Annotated in this window: 18 protein-coding genes; 10 read left to right on the forward strand and 8 right to left on the reverse strand. The window is 63.7% G+C overall.

The genetic code is table 11. From position 1 onward, the window contains the following. Positions 1 to 20: 20 nt before the first annotated feature. Positions 21 to 518, forward strand: coding sequence for an FxsA family protein (locus tag GU920_RS07130; RefSeq protein ID WP_161766225.1), 498 nt, complete (start codon positions 21 to 23; stop codon positions 516 to 518). A 60-nt stretch (positions 519 to 578) separates the two neighbouring features. Next, positions 579 to 1,103 (forward strand): protein-export chaperone SecB, encoded by a 525-nt coding sequence (secB, locus tag GU920_RS07135; protein ID WP_161766226.1) that lies wholly within the window; start codon positions 579 to 581, stop codon positions 1,101 to 1,103. 37 nt (positions 1,104 to 1,140) lie between these two features. Here the strand turns inward: secB and dnaQ are convergent, their stop codons facing one another. The 4 genes from dnaQ to GU920_RS07155 are packed head-to-tail and all read right to left on the reverse strand — an operon-like array spanning position 1,141 to position 3,857. After that, complete coding sequence (gene dnaQ / locus GU920_RS07140) at positions 1,141 to 1,842, reverse strand: DNA polymerase III subunit epsilon (protein WP_161766227.1); 702 nt, start codon at positions 1,840 to 1,842, stop codon at positions 1,141 to 1,143. Further along, the gene (coaE, locus tag GU920_RS07145; protein ID WP_161766228.1) at positions 1,835 to 2,428 is read right to left on the reverse strand and encodes a dephospho-CoA kinase; all 594 of its coding nucleotides are present in this window, start codon (positions 2,426 to 2,428) and stop codon (positions 1,835 to 1,837) included. Before coaE ends, dnaQ begins: the two co-directional genes overlap by 8 nt. Then, a complete protein-coding gene (locus GU920_RS07150) occupies positions 2,425 to 3,264 on the reverse strand; it encodes a shikimate dehydrogenase (RefSeq protein ID WP_161766229.1) in 840 nt (279 codons plus the stop codon). Before GU920_RS07150 ends, coaE begins: the two co-directional genes overlap by 4 nt. After that, positions 3,261 to 3,857 (reverse strand): Maf family protein, encoded by a 597-nt coding sequence (locus GU920_RS07155; RefSeq protein WP_161766230.1) that lies wholly within the window; start codon positions 3,855 to 3,857, stop codon positions 3,261 to 3,263. The genes GU920_RS07150 and GU920_RS07155 overlap by 4 nt, the downstream gene beginning before the upstream one ends. Before the next feature lie 429 nt (positions 3,858 to 4,286). Here GU920_RS07155 and GU920_RS07160 point away from each other — a divergent pair, with 429 nt between their 5' ends. The 7 genes from GU920_RS07160 (at position 4,287) to GU920_RS07190 (ending at position 11,688) form a co-directional block, all read left to right on the forward strand. Then, positions 4,287 to 4,736, forward strand: coding sequence for a CopD family protein (locus GU920_RS07160; protein ID WP_161766231.1), 450 nt, complete (start codon positions 4,287 to 4,289; stop codon positions 4,734 to 4,736). Positions 4,737 to 4,903: 167 nt separating this feature from the next. Further along, positions 4,904 to 6,175: a transcription termination factor Rho gene (gene rho, locus GU920_RS07165; protein ID WP_161766232.1), complete on the forward strand. Its 1,272-nt coding sequence runs from the start codon at positions 4,904 to 4,906 to the stop codon at positions 6,173 to 6,175. Between the two features lie 28 nt (positions 6,176 to 6,203). Then, complete coding sequence (gene mnmE, locus GU920_RS07170; RefSeq protein ID WP_161766233.1) at positions 6,204 to 7,478, forward strand: tRNA uridine-5-carboxymethylaminomethyl(34) synthesis GTPase MnmE; 1,275 nt, start codon at positions 6,204 to 6,206, stop codon at positions 7,476 to 7,478. Positions 7,479 to 7,489: 11 nt separating this feature from the next. Then, positions 7,490 to 9,355, forward strand: coding sequence for a tRNA uridine-5-carboxymethylaminomethyl(34) synthesis enzyme MnmG (gene mnmG, locus GU920_RS07175; protein ID WP_161766234.1), 1,866 nt, complete (start codon positions 7,490 to 7,492; stop codon positions 9,353 to 9,355). Next, the gene (gene rsmG / locus GU920_RS07180) at positions 9,352 to 9,966 is read left to right on the forward strand and encodes a 16S rRNA (guanine(527)-N(7))-methyltransferase RsmG (RefSeq protein WP_161766235.1); all 615 of its coding nucleotides are present in this window, start codon (positions 9,352 to 9,354) and stop codon (positions 9,964 to 9,966) included. The genes mnmG and rsmG overlap by 4 nt, the downstream gene beginning before the upstream one ends. Then, positions 9,959 to 10,780 (forward strand): ParA family protein, encoded by an 822-nt coding sequence (locus GU920_RS07185; RefSeq protein ID WP_161766236.1) that lies wholly within the window; start codon positions 9,959 to 9,961, stop codon positions 10,778 to 10,780. The genes rsmG and GU920_RS07185 overlap by 8 nt, the downstream gene beginning before the upstream one ends. After that, positions 10,780 to 11,688: a ParB/RepB/Spo0J family partition protein gene (locus GU920_RS07190; RefSeq protein ID WP_161766237.1), complete on the forward strand. Its 909-nt coding sequence runs from the start codon at positions 10,780 to 10,782 to the stop codon at positions 11,686 to 11,688. The genes GU920_RS07185 and GU920_RS07190 overlap by 1 nt, the downstream gene beginning before the upstream one ends. A 20-nt stretch (positions 11,689 to 11,708) precedes the next feature. On the opposite strand, the gene hemW is transcribed toward GU920_RS07190, so the two are convergent. The 4 genes from hemW to rph are packed head-to-tail and all read right to left on the reverse strand — an operon-like array spanning position 11,709 to position 14,562. After that, complete coding sequence (hemW, locus tag GU920_RS07195) at positions 11,709 to 12,863, reverse strand: radical SAM family heme chaperone HemW (protein ID WP_161766238.1); 1,155 nt, start codon at positions 12,861 to 12,863, stop codon at positions 11,709 to 11,711. Between the two features lie 3 nt (positions 12,864 to 12,866). Then, positions 12,867 to 13,241, reverse strand: coding sequence for a RidA family protein (locus GU920_RS07200; RefSeq protein WP_161766239.1), 375 nt, complete (start codon positions 13,239 to 13,241; stop codon positions 12,867 to 12,869). After that, positions 13,238 to 13,849: an RdgB/HAM1 family non-canonical purine NTP pyrophosphatase gene (gene rdgB, locus GU920_RS07205; RefSeq protein WP_161766240.1), complete on the reverse strand. Its 612-nt coding sequence runs from the start codon at positions 13,847 to 13,849 to the stop codon at positions 13,238 to 13,240. Before rdgB ends, GU920_RS07200 begins: the two co-directional genes overlap by 4 nt. Beyond that, complete coding sequence (gene rph / locus GU920_RS07210) at positions 13,846 to 14,562, reverse strand: ribonuclease PH (RefSeq protein WP_161766241.1); 717 nt, start codon at positions 14,560 to 14,562, stop codon at positions 13,846 to 13,848. Before rph ends, rdgB begins: the two co-directional genes overlap by 4 nt. Positions 14,563 to 14,674: 112 nt before the next feature. Between rph and hrcA the strand changes: the two genes are divergently transcribed. Next, positions 14,675 to 15,736: a heat-inducible transcriptional repressor HrcA gene (gene hrcA, locus GU920_RS07215; protein WP_161766242.1), complete on the forward strand. Its 1,062-nt coding sequence runs from the start codon at positions 14,675 to 14,677 to the stop codon at positions 15,734 to 15,736. Positions 15,737 to 15,738: the final 2 nt, after the last annotated feature.

Raw genomic sequence — 15,738 nt, forward strand, 5'->3', positions numbered from 1 at the left:
TGGCCCTGAGGACCATTCCGATGCCCGTTTTCGCCCTGCTTCTGGCCTGGCCCCTGATCGAAATCGCCCTTTTCGTTACCATCGGTGGCGCAATCGGCCTGTGGCTGACCCTGCTTGTGGTCATCGGCACGGGCGTGCTGGGTGTGGCCCTGCTGCGGCGGCAGGGCCTGCGCAGCGCCGAACGCCTGCGCCAACAGATGGGCGAGATGCGCGATCCCCTTGGTGCGGCCGGGGATGGCGCACTGCGCGCGCTGGCGGCCTTGCTGTTGATCCTGCCCGGTTTTCTGACAGATGCCCTCGGTGCGCTGCTGTTGGTGCCGCCGCTCCGCGCCGCCCTGATTACACAGATCGCGCGGCGCGTCAGCGTGGTGTCGATGCGGTCGGACCAGCCCGCCCGGCGGGCTGACGGCATTGTGATCGACGGCGAATTCGTCGAGGTGGACCCCGACCCGACCCAAACCCCACCGCGCACCCCGCTGGGCACCCCCCAGCGCCCCTCCGGCTGGACGAGGCATTGAGGCAGCGCCACCTTCCTGCTAGGAACACGCTCGACCAAGGAACGTCGAGGAGAAGCCGCCATGGCCGATGAAACCCCCGCTGCCGGCACCGACGGCGCGCAACCCGCCCCCCAGCAGCTTCGCATGCAGGTGCTTGCCCAGTTCATCCGCGACATGTCTTTCGAAAACATGGTCGCGAAAAAGGGCATCAGCGGCGCCGATGTGCAGCCCGACATTCAGGTTGCTGTCAGCCTGGACGCGCGCAAGCGCCCCGTCGATCATCAATATGACATCGTGTCGAAGTACCGCTGCACGTCGAAGAACAAGGCGAACGGGGAAACGCTGTTCCTGCTCGAGGTGGAGTATGGCGCGATCTTTCATGTCGAGGGCGTGCCGGAAGAACAACTGCACCCCTTCCTGCTGATCGAATGTCCGCGCCTGGTCTTCCCCTTCGTGCGGCGCATCATCTCGGACGTGACGCGCGACGGTGGCTTCCCGCCGCTGAACATCGACACTGTGGATTTCGTGGCGCTCTACCGCCAAGAACTGGCCCGCCGGGCGCAGGCGGCGCAATCCGCACCCGCGGCGACAGCACCGATCAACTGATCCGGGTCATCTTGGGCAATAGGGCAGGGCGCGCCGGTCAGGCGCGCTTTTTCCATATGGCGGCATCGCCAAGCTTTGCGACAAAGGCCTCATGCGCGGCGGCCTCCTCCGCGCTGATCCGGGGCGGCAGGGGGGCGGGGCGCCGGCGCGGGCGCCAGACATCGCCCGTCTCGCGCTGGCGCGATGCCGATTGCGGGCTTCCCGCCGTCGCCAGCCCGAAATCAGGCTGACGTCCGCCCACCAGTTCCAGATAGACCTCTGCCAGAATTTCGCTGTCGAGAAGCGCGCCGTGCTTTTCCCGGGCCGAGTTATCCACGCCGAACCGTCGACACAGCGCATCGAGAGAGGCCGGCGATCCCGGAAACCGCTGCCGCGCAATCGCCAGCGTATCAACAGCCCGCTCCCACGGCAGGCCGGGCAGGCCTGCCCATTGCAGTTCGGCATTCAGGAATTTCATGTCGAAGGCGGCGTTGTGGATGACCAGCTTCGCATCGCCGATGAACTCCAGAAAGGCCTGCCCGATGGCCTTGAACACAGGCTTGTCGCGCAGGAAATCGTCGCCCAGCCCATGCACCTCGAACGCCTCCTTGGGCATGGCGCGTTCGGGGTTGATGTATTGGTGATAGGTGCGCCCCGTTGGCAGGTGGTTCAGCAGTTCCACCGCCCCGATCTCCACGATGCGATGGCCTTCGGTTGGTTCAAAGCCGGTGGTTTCGGTATCCAGAACGATTTCACGCATCAAGGGTTGTCCGTATATAGCCGATCAGCGCCCGCACAGCGGCGCGGGCGGCGTCCAGTTCCAGGGTTTCGATGATATGGGTCGCGCGCCCACGTTTTTCGCTGTCAGGCATCTGCCGGGCAAGGATGGCGGAGAACTGCGCCTCGGTCATCCCCGGGCGCGCCAGCACACGCGCGCGCTGCAGGGCTGGGGGCGCGGTGACCAGAAGGGTGGCATCCATCTCGGCCTCATATCCTTTTTCGAACAAGAGCGGGATATCCAGAACCACGATATCCGCAGCGACGGCCTGCAAAAAGGCGTGCCGGTCCGCTGCCACCAGCGGATGCACGATCGCCTCGATCCGCCCCAGCGCCGCAGGATCGCGCGCGATCCATGCCTTCAGCGCCGCCCGGTCGATCCCGCCCTCGCTCTGCGCGGCGGGGTGGATCGCGGCCAAGGGCGCAACCGCCGCCCCACCCGGTGCATAAAGCCGGTGCACCGCCGCATCTGCATCCCATACCGGCAGGCCTTCGGCGGCGAACATCGCCGCAGTGGTCGATTTTCCCATCCCGATCGAACCGGTCAGGCCAAGGCGAAAGGCCGTCATGCCGACAGGACCGCCGCGCGCGTGGCATCATCCACTTCGGGCCGCAGGCCGAACCAGCGTTCAAAGCCGGGCGCGGCCTGATGCAGCAGCATCCCCAGGCCATCCACCACAGTGGCGCCCCGCTCTTCCGCCTCGATCAGGAATTGGGTCTTGAGGGGGGTATAGACAAGATCAGTGACCAGCGCATGGGATGACAACGACCCGAGCGGCAACACAAGATCGGGCTTCCCGGTCATCCCCAGCGATGTAGTGTTCACGACCGTGGCCGCGCCGTCGATCATCGCATCGGCCTGCACCCATTCATGCACATGAACCTTGGCCCCGAAATCCGACCGCAGCGCATCGGCGCGCGCCCGCGTCCGGTTGGCAAGGCGGATCTCCGGCACGCCCACCTCGATCAGCGCGGCGATCACAGCGCGCGCGGCACCCCCGGCGCCAAACACCGCCGCCGGGCCGGCCGACGGCACCCAATGCGGGGCCTTCTGCCGCAGATTGGCGATGAAGCCCGCCCCGTCGGTGTTGTCGGCCTGTATCTTGCCATCCTTGCGGAAGATCAGCGTGTTCGCCGCCCCGATCAGCGCGGCCCGGTCCGAGATGACATCGGCAATCTGCAGGATCGCCTCTTTGTGCGGGATGGTCACGTTCGCCCCCACGAACCCCATCTTGGGCATCGTGCGCAGCACCGTGGCCAGATCCGCCTGCGCCACATCCATGGGAATGTAAAATCCCTTGATCCCGTAACGTTTCAGCCAATAGCCATGCAGGATGGGCGACCGGCTATGGGCGATGGGCGATCCGATGACGGCCGCAAGCGGGATGCGTGGAAGTTCGGTCATGCCGGGATGAACCCCCGTTGGCCGAGATAGGTCAAGAGCGGGACAAGCGGCAATCCCAGCACGGAGAAGAAATCGCCCTCCACCCGCGCCATCAGGCGAACCCCTTCCCCTTCCAGCTGATAGCCCCCGACGCAGTGGCGGATCTCATCCCAGTTGCGTGCCAGATACTCATCAAGGTAATCGTCCGTAAACGGGCGCATCGTCAGCCGCACCTCCCCCACATGCCGCCAGACAGGCTTTTCGCGTTCATATAGCACGACCGCAGAGATGAGCTTGTGCTCCTTGCCACGAAGGCGGCGCAACTGTGCCCGTGCTGCATCAGGGCTGTCCGCCTTTCCCCAGACCTCTCCTTCAAACTCCAGCACCTGATCGCAGCCGATCACCACCGCATCCCCGTGCCGTTCGGCCAGTTTGCGCGCCTTCATCTCGGCCAGAGTATCCGCCACATCCCGCGGTTTCGCCCCTTCGGCCTCCAAGGCGGCGCGGATCTGCTCTTCATCCACCCGCGCGGCCATCGCCTCTACCGCGATCCCGGCGCGCCGCAGCAAGTCGTGCCGGATCGTCGAAGCCGAGGCGAGGATGAGGCGGGTCATGGGCGGCGCTCCGTCTTGGGGGTGAAGCTGTGGAAAGGCTCGTTTTGTTCCTGCGCCCAGACTGTGCCCGGATCCCGGGCAGGCCGCGCCGGGCGGGCCGGAAGGGGATAAATCGACCAGCCGGGGCAATTTGTCCACCTGTGGGTTCGCAATTGGGAACGATGGGGACAGGGGCGGCGCGAGCCTCTTTACTGTTGCCGGTCTGTGGACAATTTCTGGCGCAAGAAGAGTGTAACACATTGATAGTAATACAGTGTTTTTCTGACCGGACTGCAGGGGACGGGTTATCCCGAAACGATCCACAGGTCATTTGCTGTGGATCAAACGCGGGATGATCCCCGGAATTCCGTTTTGCACAGGGCCAGCATCATCATTCTCTCTTCTCTTCTATATTGATAAGAAGAAAGAGGCAGAGACAAAGGATCGGGCATGGGTGACTTTCTGGCGAACTGGTATCCGTGGACGAAAGCGCTGCATGTGGTGTCCGTGATCGCGTGGATGGCAGGTCTGTTCTATCTGCCACGCCTCTTTGTCTATCACGTCGAAGTGGTGGCAGCCGGAACCCCGACGGATGACCTGTTCCAGACGATGGAACGGCGCCTTTTGCGGGCGATCATGAACCCGGCGATGGTGGCGACCTGGGTGTTCGGGCTGGCCTTGGTGTTCACACCGGGCGTCGTGCCTTGGTCCGAGGTGTGGCCCTGGCTGAAAGCGGCCTCCGTGCTGGGGATGACATGGTTCCACCACTGGCTGGGCCTGCGCCGCAAGGATTTCGTGGCCGGGCAGAATGCGGTGACCGGCCGCCAGTACCGCATGATGAACGAAGTGCCGACGCTGCTGATGCTGGTGATCGTCTTTTCAGTTATCGTGAAGTTCTGATGCGCGCGCAGTCGCGGCCGGGCGACAGCCGCGAAAGCGCGGCAAGATTGACTTTGCCCACCGCGCCGCGTATCTGCTGCCGGGCAGGGCCGTCCGGCCCACGGCATTTCCCGCTTCCATACTGGTGAACCTGCGCCTTTGCGCGGCACCCTAGGACCATTCCGCACATGACCACCGAACGCCTGAACCTTTCCGACCTGAAGGCCAAGACACCTGCCGATCTTCTGGCAATGGCTGAGGAATGGGAGATCGAAAACGCCCCGTCGATGCGCAAGGGCGAGATGATGTTCCAGATTCTGAAGGAACATGCCGAGGAAGGGTTCGAGATCGGCGGCGACGGCGTGCTTGAGGTTCTGCAGGACGGCTTTGGTTTCCTGCGCAGCCCCGAGGCGAACTATCTGCCCGGTCCCGATGACATCTATGTCAGCCCCGAGATGATCCGTCAGTTTTCCCTTCGCACGGGCGATTCCATCGAAGGCGTTATCCAGGCCCCGCGCGAGAACGAGCGGTATTTCAGCCTGGTGAAGGCGACGAAGATCAACTTCGACGATCCCGAACGCGCCCGCCACAAGGTGCATTTCGACAACCTCACGCCGCTTTATCCGGATGAGCGACTGAAGATGGAGATCGAGGATCCGACGATCAAGGATCGCTCTGCCCGTATCATTGATCTGGTCTGTCCGATTGGCAAAGGCCAGCGCGCCCTGATCGTGGCGCCGCCGCGGACGGGTAAGACCGTTCTGTTGCAGAACATCGCCCATTCCATCGCGACCAATCACCCGGAATGCTACTTGATCGTTCTTCTGATCGACGAACGCCCCGAAGAAGTGACCGACATGCAGCGGTCCGTGAAGGGCGAGGTTGTGTCATCCACCTTTGACGAACCGGCGACCCGTCACGTGGCCGTAGCCGAGATGGTGATCGAAAAGGCCAAGCGTCTGGTGGAACACAAGCGCGACGTGGTGATCCTTCTCGATTCGATCACCCGTCTGGGCCGGGCCTTCAACACCGTGGTCCCGTCCTCCGGCAAGGTGCTGACCGGCGGTGTCGATGCCAATGCCCTGCAACGCCCGAAGCGGTTCTTCGGGGCGGCCCGCAACATCGAAGAGGGCGGATCGCTCACCATCATCGCGACCGCACTGATCGACACGGGCAGCCGCATGGACGAGGTGATCTTCGAAGAATTCAAGGGCACCGGCAACAGCGAGATCGTGCTGGATCGCAAGGTCGCCGACAAGCGCGTCTTCCCGGCCATCGACATCCTCAAGTCTGGCACCCGGAAAGAGGATCTGCTGGTGGACAAGGTCGATCTGCAAAAGACTTATGTCTTGCGCCGCATCTTGAACCCGATGGGCACGACAGATGCGATCGAGTTCCTGCTGTCGAAACTGAAACAGACCAAGACCAATTCCGAATTCTTCGATTCCATGAACACATAAGTGTTCTGAATCAAGGGGTTGCAGGAAAATGGATACGATCTATGCCTTGGCCAGCGCGCGCGGCAAGGCCGGGGTGGCGGTATTGCGCTTGTCCGGCCCGGCGTCACATGCGGCGGTCCGTGCGTTGTGCGGTGATGTGCCGGAACCCCGTCGCGCCAGCCTGCGGCGCCTCAGCCATGACGGGGTAGAGCTTGATCAGGCGCTGGTCTTGATCTTTGCCGACCGCGAAAGCTTTACGGGCGAGGCTGCGGCCGAACTTCATCTGCACGGCTCGTTGGCCGTAGTGCAGGCCGTGATGCAGGCCCTGTCGCAGCAACCGGGGCTGCGTCTGGCGGAACCGGGAGAGTTCACCCGGCGTGCGCTGGAGAACGGAAAGCTTGATCTGGCGCAGGTCGAAGGTCTGGCAGACCTGATCGAGGCCGAGACCGAGGCACAGCGTCGCCAGGCGCTGCGCGTGCTGTCCGGGGCGATCGGACGACGGGCCGAAGCGTGGCGCAAGGATCTGATCCGTGCGGCGGCGCTGATCGAGGCGACGATCGACTTTGCCGATGAGGATGTCCCGGTCGATGTGCGGCCAGAGGTTCTGGCCCTGATTGACGTGGTCCTGACGGACCTGCGCCGCGAGGAAGCGGGCGCGACAGCGGCCGAACGGATCCGGGACGGGTTCGAAGTGGCCATCGTCGGGGCGCCGAATGCCGGCAAGTCCACGCTGCTCAACGCCCTGGCCGGACGGGATGCCGCGATCACCTCTGACCTTGCGGGAACGACGCGGGATGTGATCGAAGTCAGGATGGATATTGGCGGTCTTCCTGTCACGCTGCTCGATACGGCGGGCCTGCGCGAAACCGAGGATCGGATCGAACAGATCGGCATCGACCGCGCCTTGGAACGGGCGCGAATGGCGGATCTTCGCGTATTTCTGGACAGCGGCGATCAGGTTATCGGCTTATCGCCAGCCGAGGATGACATCATCATCTCCGGCAAGGCAGATCTGACGGGCCGGGGCGTTTCGGGCAAGACGGGGCAGGGCATCGCCGAGCTGATCTCAATGATCCAGGAACGGCTGCAACCGCGCAGTGCGCGGGCCGGTTTGGTTATCCGCGAACGGCATCGTCTTGCGCTGGTCCGGGCGATCGGGGCTATGGAATCAGCGCGCCATGAGGTAGAGAAGGGCGCAGAAAGAGCAGAGCTGGCAGCGGCAGATCTCCGCATCGCCATCCGGGCGCTGGAGGCGTTGGTCGGGCGGGTGGATGTCGAAAACCTTCTGGACGAGATCTTCGCCAGCTTCTGCATCGGAAAGTAAGGACGTTTCACGTGAAACAATTCGATGTCATCGTCATCGGCGGGGGTCACGCCGGGTCTGAAGCCGCCGCTGCCGCCGCCCGGATGGGCGCCAGGACGGCGCTGGTCACGTTGCGGGCCGAAGCCATCGGCGTGATGTCCTGCAATCCGGCGATCGGCGGGCTGGGCAAGGGCCACCTGGTGCGTGAGATCGACGCCCTTGATGGCGTCATGGGCCGCGCCGCCGATGCCGCCGGTATCCAGTTTCGCCTGCTCAACCGTCGGAAGGGGCCTGCTGTGCAGGGCCCCCGCGCACAGGCCGACCGTAAACTGTATCGGCAAGCGATGCAGCGCCTTCTGGCCGCGGAACCCTGCCTGACGATCATCGAGGGTGAGGTTGCGGATCTCGTCGAAGACGCGGGTCAGGTGCGCGGTGTGGTTCTGGCGGATGGCAGCCGCATCGACGCCGCAGCCGTCATCCTGACGGCAGGCACATTCCTGAACGGCCTGATCCATATCGGCGACAGCAACCATCCGGGCGGTCGCATGGGCGATCGGCCATCTGTTGCATTGGCACAGCGGCTTGCCGCGCTGGACCTTCCGCGTGGGCGGCTCAAGACCGGGACGCCACCGCGCCTATCCGGCCGTACGATCCGTTGGGATCTGTTGGAAATGCAGCCCGGGGATGAAGACCCGGTCCTGTTTTCGTTCCTCAACACAAGGCCGCAGGCCCGCCAGATTGACTGTGGCATAACCCACACCAACGAACGGACGCATGACATTGTGCGCGCCAATCTTGGCCGCTCCGCCATGTATGGGGGCCATATCGAAGGCGTTGGTCCCCGCTATTGCCCGTCGATCGAAGACAAAATCGTTCGCTTTGCCGACAAGACCTCTCATCAGGTTTTTCTGGAACCAGAGGGGCTTGAGGATGACACCGTCTATCCCAACGGCATCTCGACATCGCTTCCCGCCGACGTGCAAGAGGCCTATGTCCGCTCCATCCACGGGCTGGAGGATGTGGTTATCCTGCAGCCGGGCTATGCCATCGAATATGATTACTTCGATCCCCGCTGCCTTCGCCCGACACTCGAGGTGCGGGATCGGCCTGGCCTCTACTTCGCCGGGCAGATCAATGGCACGACCGGCTATGAAGAAGCAGCAGCGCAAGGTCTCTTGGCCGGGCTGAATGCCGCCGCCGCCGCGCTCGGGCGGGATCCTGTCACCTTCAGCCGCGCCGAAAGCTATATCGGCGTGATGGTGGATGATCTTATCACGCGCGGTGTCACCGAACCCTATCGCATGTTCACCTCACGCGCCGAGTTTCGGCTTGCCTTGCGTGCCGACAACGCCGACCAACGCCTCACGCCGCTGGGCATTCAGATCGGCTGCGTCCGCGATGATCGCCGACACGCCTTTGAGTCAAAGGCCGAACTGCTCCAGCAGGCCCGAAAAACGCTTGAGGGGCGCCGCTTGTCGGCCAAGGATATCGACGGGACGGGTCTCGTCGTCAGCCAGGATGGCGCGCGGCGCAACGGTTTTGATCTTCTCGCCTTTGGCGAAGACGCGCGCCCCGTGGTGGAAGGCCTCTTTCCGGATTTCGCAGAACTGCCCGATCCGATCCGGGAGCAGACGGCAATTGACGCGCTGTACGCGCAGTATCTGCACCGGCAGGAACAAGACGCACGCCTTCTTCAGCGCGAAGAGGATACGGTAATCCCGGATGATCTGGATTTTCGGGCCATGGCGGGGCTGTCCAACGAGCTTGCCCTGAAACTGACCCGGCATCGCCCGTCTACGCTGGCACAGGCCGGCCGGATCGAAGGGATGACACCGGCGGCACTTACCCTGATCCTCGCTCATCTGCGCAAGGCACAGCGGACAAAGGCCAGCGCATGACGGTGGCATCCCTGCCGGAGGGTGTTTCACGTGAAACGCTGGACCGATTGCAACGGTTGACCGAACTCCTCGCAAAGTGGAACCCGGCCATAAATCTGGTCTCCCGGTCCACGGTTGATCAGGCATGGGATCGGCACATCCTTGATTCCGCGCAGATTTTCGGCCTCGCCCCGCCGGTGGCCACGTCATGGGTGGACATGGGCAGCGGCGGCGGTTTCCCCGGCCTCGTCATTGCCTGCCTCGCCGCCGAACTGCGCCCCCAGATGACCGTCACCTTGATCGAATCGGATCAGCGCAAGGCCACCTTCCTTCGGCAAGCCGCGCATGACCTTGGCCTGACCATCCAGATCTATGCGCAGCGCATCGAAACATGCGAACCTCAGAATGCCAGCGTCCTGTCCGCCCGCGCCCTTGCGGCGCTGCCTCTGCTGCTGGGCTTTACCCGCCGCCACCTGTCAACAGACGGCATCGCGCTATTCCCCAAAGGCGCATCCTGGCGCGCAGAGGTTGAACAGGCGCGCAAAGACTGGCAGTTCACGCTCACATCCCATCCCAGCGCGACCGATCCTCAAGGCGCCATCCTTGCCGTGAAAGCCGTCTCTCATGTCTGACCCGAGCCGCCCCAAACAACCACGGATCATCGCGATCGCCAACCAGAAGGGCGGGGTGGGCAAGACCACCACCGCCATAAACCTCGCCGCGGCGCTGGCAGAGATTGGCGCGCGGGTCCTGCTTGTCGATCTCGATCCGCAAGGAAACGCGTCCACCGGGCTCGGCATCGAACCGGCGGATCGAAAGGTCACAACCTACGATCTGCTGCTGGAAGATGCGCCGCTTGACTCGGTCATCCAGCCCACCCGCATCCCGGGTCTGTTCATCTGCCCGGCCAATGCCGACCTGTCATCAGCGGATATTGAACTCGTCGCCAATGAAAAGCGCAGCTTTCTCTTGCACGATGCGCTGCGCCAGCCGGCGATTGATCGCTATGCCCTTGATTTCGTGCTGATAGATTGCCCACCGTCGCTCAGCCTGCTCACCGTCAACGCCATGATCGCCTGCCATTCGGTGCTGGTGCCGCTGCAATCCGAATTCTTCGCGCTGGAAGGTCTGTCGCAGCTGATGCTGACGGTGCGAGAGGTACGGCAAACGGCCAATCCGAACCTGCGGATCGAAGGTGTAGTGCTTACCATGTATGATAGCCGCAATAGGTTGAGCCAGCAGGTCGAAACAGACGCGCGCGAAAATCTGGGTGATCTCGTGTTCCGCACGATCATCCCGCGCAATGTCCGCCTGTCCGAGGCGCCAAGTTTCGCCATGCCGGTCCTGACCTATGATCCGGCCTCCAAGGGAAGCGAGGCTTATCGCGCCCTTGCAACGGAATTGACGGCCCGCCACCCGTTCGACCGCACAGAGGAACCCGCCTGATGGACAAGAAACCCGAACGTCGCAGCCTTGGCCGTGGTCTTTCTGCGCTCATGGCCGATGTGGCCGTGGACAGTGATCCGCAGACGCCGGATCGGCCGCGCCGCCCCGATCTGTTGATCCCGGTTGAAAAGCTCGTTCCCAATCCCAACCAGCCGCGCCGTGATTTCCAGCCCGAGGCGCTGCAGGAACTGGCGGCGTCCATCCGGGTGAAAGGCGTCATCCAGCCCCTGATCGTGCGCGCCATGGGCAATGGCAGCTATGAAATCGTGGCGGGCGAACGGCGCTGGCGGGCCGCGCAGCTGGCGCAGTTGCATGAACTGCCCGCGATCGTGCGCGATTTCACGGATTCCGAGGTGATCGAGGTCGCGATCATCGAAAACATCCAGCGGGCCGATCTGAACGCGATCGAAGAGGCGCTCGCCTTCCGTCAACTGATGGATCGTTTCGGCCATACGCAGGAAAAACTCGCCGAAGCCCTGTCCAAAAGCCGCAGCCACATCGCAAACCTGCTGCGCCTTCTGAACCTGCCCGAAGACGTGCAGGCCCATGTCCGCGACGGCAAGCTTAGCGCCGGTCACGCAAGGGCGCTGATCACCGCTCCCAACGCGTCGGAACTCGCCCGGCAGGTCATCACCCGCAATCTTTCGGTGCGCGAGACGGAAAATCTGACCCGAAACTCGGATCAGAAGGGCAGGGGAAAGACCAGCGGCCCCCGCCCCAAGTCTGACAAGGACGCCGATACCCGCGCGCTGGAAAACGATCTTTCCGCCAATCTCAACATGCGCGTGACGATTGATCATGGCGGGGCAGGGGATGGCGGCACGCTGTCCATCCGCTATCGCGATCTGGATGATCTCGATTTGCTTTGCCGCGTGCTCTCGGCCATTCCCCGCGACGTGCCGGTTTAGGGGCGCCCGCGCGCCGGGCCTTACGCCAACAACGCCCGCAGCACGCCGTTCAACACGGCGCGCCCCGCGTCGCTCGCCCGCAAGCGTCCGTCATACCGTGCCACAAGGCCCATCTCTTCCAACTCCACCACCTTGGCCTCGTCCAGCGGCACCCCTGCCAGCGCCGCGTGTCGCCGCAGATCCACGCCCTCGCGCAGGCGCAGGCCCATCAGAAGATGCTCCGTCGCCTGCTCCTCGGCGGTCACGGCCTCGCGCGGCTCTTCCCCGCTGCGGCCCGCCTCGACCATCTCCAGCCAGGCCCCCGGCGCCCTTGGCGCCACCGTCGCCCAGCGCGTCCCAGCCAGCGTCAGCCGCCCATGCGCCCCCGGCCCGATCCCGATGTAATCCCCCATCCGCCAGTAGATCAGGTTATGCCGGCTTTCCGCCCCCGGCCGCGCGTGATTTGACACCTCATAGGCCGGCATCCCATGTGCGGCGCAAACCTCCTGCGTCACGGCATACATGTCGGCCTGAACGTCCTCGTCCGGCAGCCCCCTCAAACCGCCGCGGGCAAACCGGTCGGCAAAGGCCGTGCCCTCCTCGATGGTCAGCTGGTACATCGACAGATGATCCACCGCCATCGACAGCGCCTCCGTCAGTTCCGCCCGCCACGCGGCAAGCGTCTGCTCCTGCCGCGCATAGATCAGGTCAAAACTCACCCTGTCAAAGCAATCTCGCGCAATATCAAAGGCTTGCCGTGCCTCTGCCACGGAATGAAGCCGCCCCAACCGCCGAAGATCGGCATCGTTCAGCGCCTGCACCCCCATGGAAACCCGCGTCACGCCCGCATCCCGAAACCCACGGAACCGCCCCGCCTCCACCGATCCGGGATTGGCCTCCAGCGTTATTTCGGGATCGTTGACCATCGGCCATGTCGCACGAACGGCCGCCAGCACATCCGCCACCACCTCCGGCTCCATCAGCGATGGGGTGCCACCGCCAAAGAACACTGTCTCCAGCACGCGCCCAGGCGTCTCTGCGCCCACCCGGGCGATCTCTCGCAAATAGGCGTCGCGCCAGCGGCGCTGGTCAATCCGCGCCGCGACATGGCTGTTGAAATCGCAATAGGGACATTTCGACTGGCAGAAAGGCCAGTGGATATACAGCCCAAACCCCCCGGCCCGCCAATCTTCCATGGGTTATCCCTTGAAGGCCGTCACCTCGATCTCGACCTTCATCTCGGGTCGGATCAGCCCGGCGATCACCATCGTCGCAGCGGGCCGGATTTCGCCCAAGGCTTCGCCCAGCGCGGGAACCAGCGGATCCACCAATGCCGCATCCGTCACCGTGTACTGGACCCGCACGATATCTTCCATCGTGAAGCCACCCTGTTCCAGCACGCCCTTGATCGTGCGAAAACAGTTGCGCGCCTGATCTGCTACATCCTCGGGCATGGTCATCGTGGCGTAATCATACCCCGTCACGCCCGAAACAAAGCACCACCCGCCCTTCACCACGGCGCGCGAATAGCCCATCGTCGCCTCGAACGGCGATCCTGTCGAAATGCGCTTCATGTGAAACATCCCTCCACCAGCTTGCGGAACGCGTCGGCGCGGTGGCTGATGCGGTTCTTTTCCCAACGATCCATCTCGCCAAAGGTCACGTCAAACCCCTCGGGCTGGAAGATCGGGTCATATCCATGCCCCTGATCCCCCCGCATGGGCCAGACCACCTGCCCTGGCATCACACCTTCGAACACCTCGTCATGCCCATCCGGCCAAGCCAGCACCAGCGTGCAGCGGAATTGCGCGGTGCGGGGGTAGGGGGCCTGTGCCGCTTCCAACTCGGCCCAGGTCCGCGTCATCGCCATCACAAAATCCCGCCCGGTCGGCGTTTCCGCCCAGTCGGCGGTGTATACGCCCGGCGCGCCGCCCAATCCGTCCACCGTGATCCCCGAATCATCGGCCAGGGCGGGCAGGCCCGATGCCTTGGCCGCGAAATGCGCCTTGATCCGCGCATTGCCGACAAAGGTCGTCTCGGTCTCGGCAGGCTCTGGCAACCCCAAGGCGCCCGCGCTGACCACGGCCACAGAAAACGGCTCTAACAAGGCCGAAATCTCTTCAAGCTTGCCCTTGTTATGCGTCGCCACCACCAGCCGATCGCCCGCGAACCTGCGCATCACAACCCCAGCGCTGCTTTCTGCGCCGCCACCAAGGCCCCGCACCCCGCCTCCGCTAGGTCCAGAAGCTGCCCCATCTCATCGCGCGAAAACGTCGCCCCCTCCGCGCTCATCTGCACCTCGATCAGCCGCCCGCGCCCGGTCAGGATGAAATTCCCATCCGTGCCGGCGGTCGAATCCTCGGCATAATCCAGATCCAGCACCGCCTGCCCGGCATAGATGCCGCAGGACACGGCGGCGACATGGTCGATCATCGGATCGCTGACGATGACACCCGCCTTCAGCAGCTTGTCCACCGCCATCTTCAGCGCGACCCACCCCCCGGTGATCGACGCGCAGCGTGTCCCGCCATCCGCCTGGATCACGTCGCAGTCGATGACGATCTGCCGCTCGCCCAGCGCCGATCGGTCCACGCCCGCGCGCAGCGCCCGCCCGATCAGGCGCTGGATCTCCTGCGTCCGCCCTGATTGCTTGCCCGCCGCCGCCTCGCGCCGTGTCCGGCTGTTGGTGGCGCGCGGCAGCATCCCGTATTCCGCCGTCACCCAGCCCAGCCCCGTATTCTTCAGAAACGGCGGCGCCTTGTCCTCGATCGTCGCCGAACACAGGACATGCGTCTCGCCCATCTTGATCAGGCACGATCCTTCTGCATGTTTCATCACACCGACTTCGATTGAAACCGGCCGCATTTCGCTTAGTTGTCGGGCAGAGGGGCGCATCAGATCATCCTTTTTGGGTTGGGGCCAGATATCCACCCCCATCCCCCGGATGCAACCCCGATTGACGCCCCGACGCCCGCGCCGATAATGGCAAACCGGCAAGGATCGACAGATGACAGACGGCTCGAAAATTCTGTCCGAAATGAATGACCGCTCGCGCGAGGTGTTCCGCCGCGTCGTCGAAGGCTACCTCGCCTCCGGCGATCCGGTGGGGTCGCGCACCCTAACGCGGTCCATGTCGGAAAAGCTGTCCGCCGCCACCATCCGCAACGTGATGCAGGATCTCGAATTCCTTGGCCTGCTCGACAGCCCGCATATCTCGGCCGGGCGCATCCCCACACAGCTTGGCCTGCGGATGTTCGTCGATAGCCTGCTCGAAGTCGGCACCGTCGCGGAAGAGGATCGCGAACGCATCGACGCCACGCTTGGCAGCAACGATCAGGACGTGAACTCGCTCCTCGATCACATCGGCGCGGCGCTGTCCGGCATCACCCGTGGCGCTTCCCTCGTGCTGGCGCCCAAGGTCGAGGCGCCGATCCGCCACATCGAATTCGTCTCATTGTCACAGGACCGCGCGCTGGTGGTGCTGGTCTTCGCCAATGGCCATGTCGAAAACCGCATCTTCACCCCGCCACCGGGACAGACGCCCTCTTCGATGCGCGAGGCTGCGAATTTCCTGAACGCGCTCGCCGAAGGCAAGACGCTGACCGAACTCCGCCGCTCCATGACGGCCGAGATCGCCAAACGGCGGCAAGAGATCGATTCCCTCGCCCGCGATCTGGTGGAATCCGGCCTCGCCGTCTGGGAGAACCCCGGCGAGACCTCAGAACGCCTGATCGTGCGCGGCCGCGCCAACCTGCTCGAGGAAGAATCGACCGATCTCGAACGCATCCGCACCCTGTTCGACGACCTCGAAAGGAAACGCGATATCGCCGATTTCCTCGAACTCGCCGAAACGGGCGAGGGCGTGCGCATCTTTATCGGGTCCGAGAACAAACTCTTCTCACTTTCCGGTTCAAGTCTCGTCGTTTCTCCCTATATGAACGCGGACCGAAAGATCATCGGCGCCGTCGGCGTCATCGGTCCGACCCGGCTGAATTACGGCCGCATCGTCCCGATCGTCGATTACACGGCGCAGCTCGTCGGGCGGCTGGTGTCCGAACGGGGCAAGTGAAG

The organism is Paragemmobacter ruber, assembly GCF_009908315.1.
Classification (GTDB): domain Bacteria; phylum Pseudomonadota; class Alphaproteobacteria; order Rhodobacterales; family Rhodobacteraceae; genus Paragemmobacter; species Paragemmobacter ruber.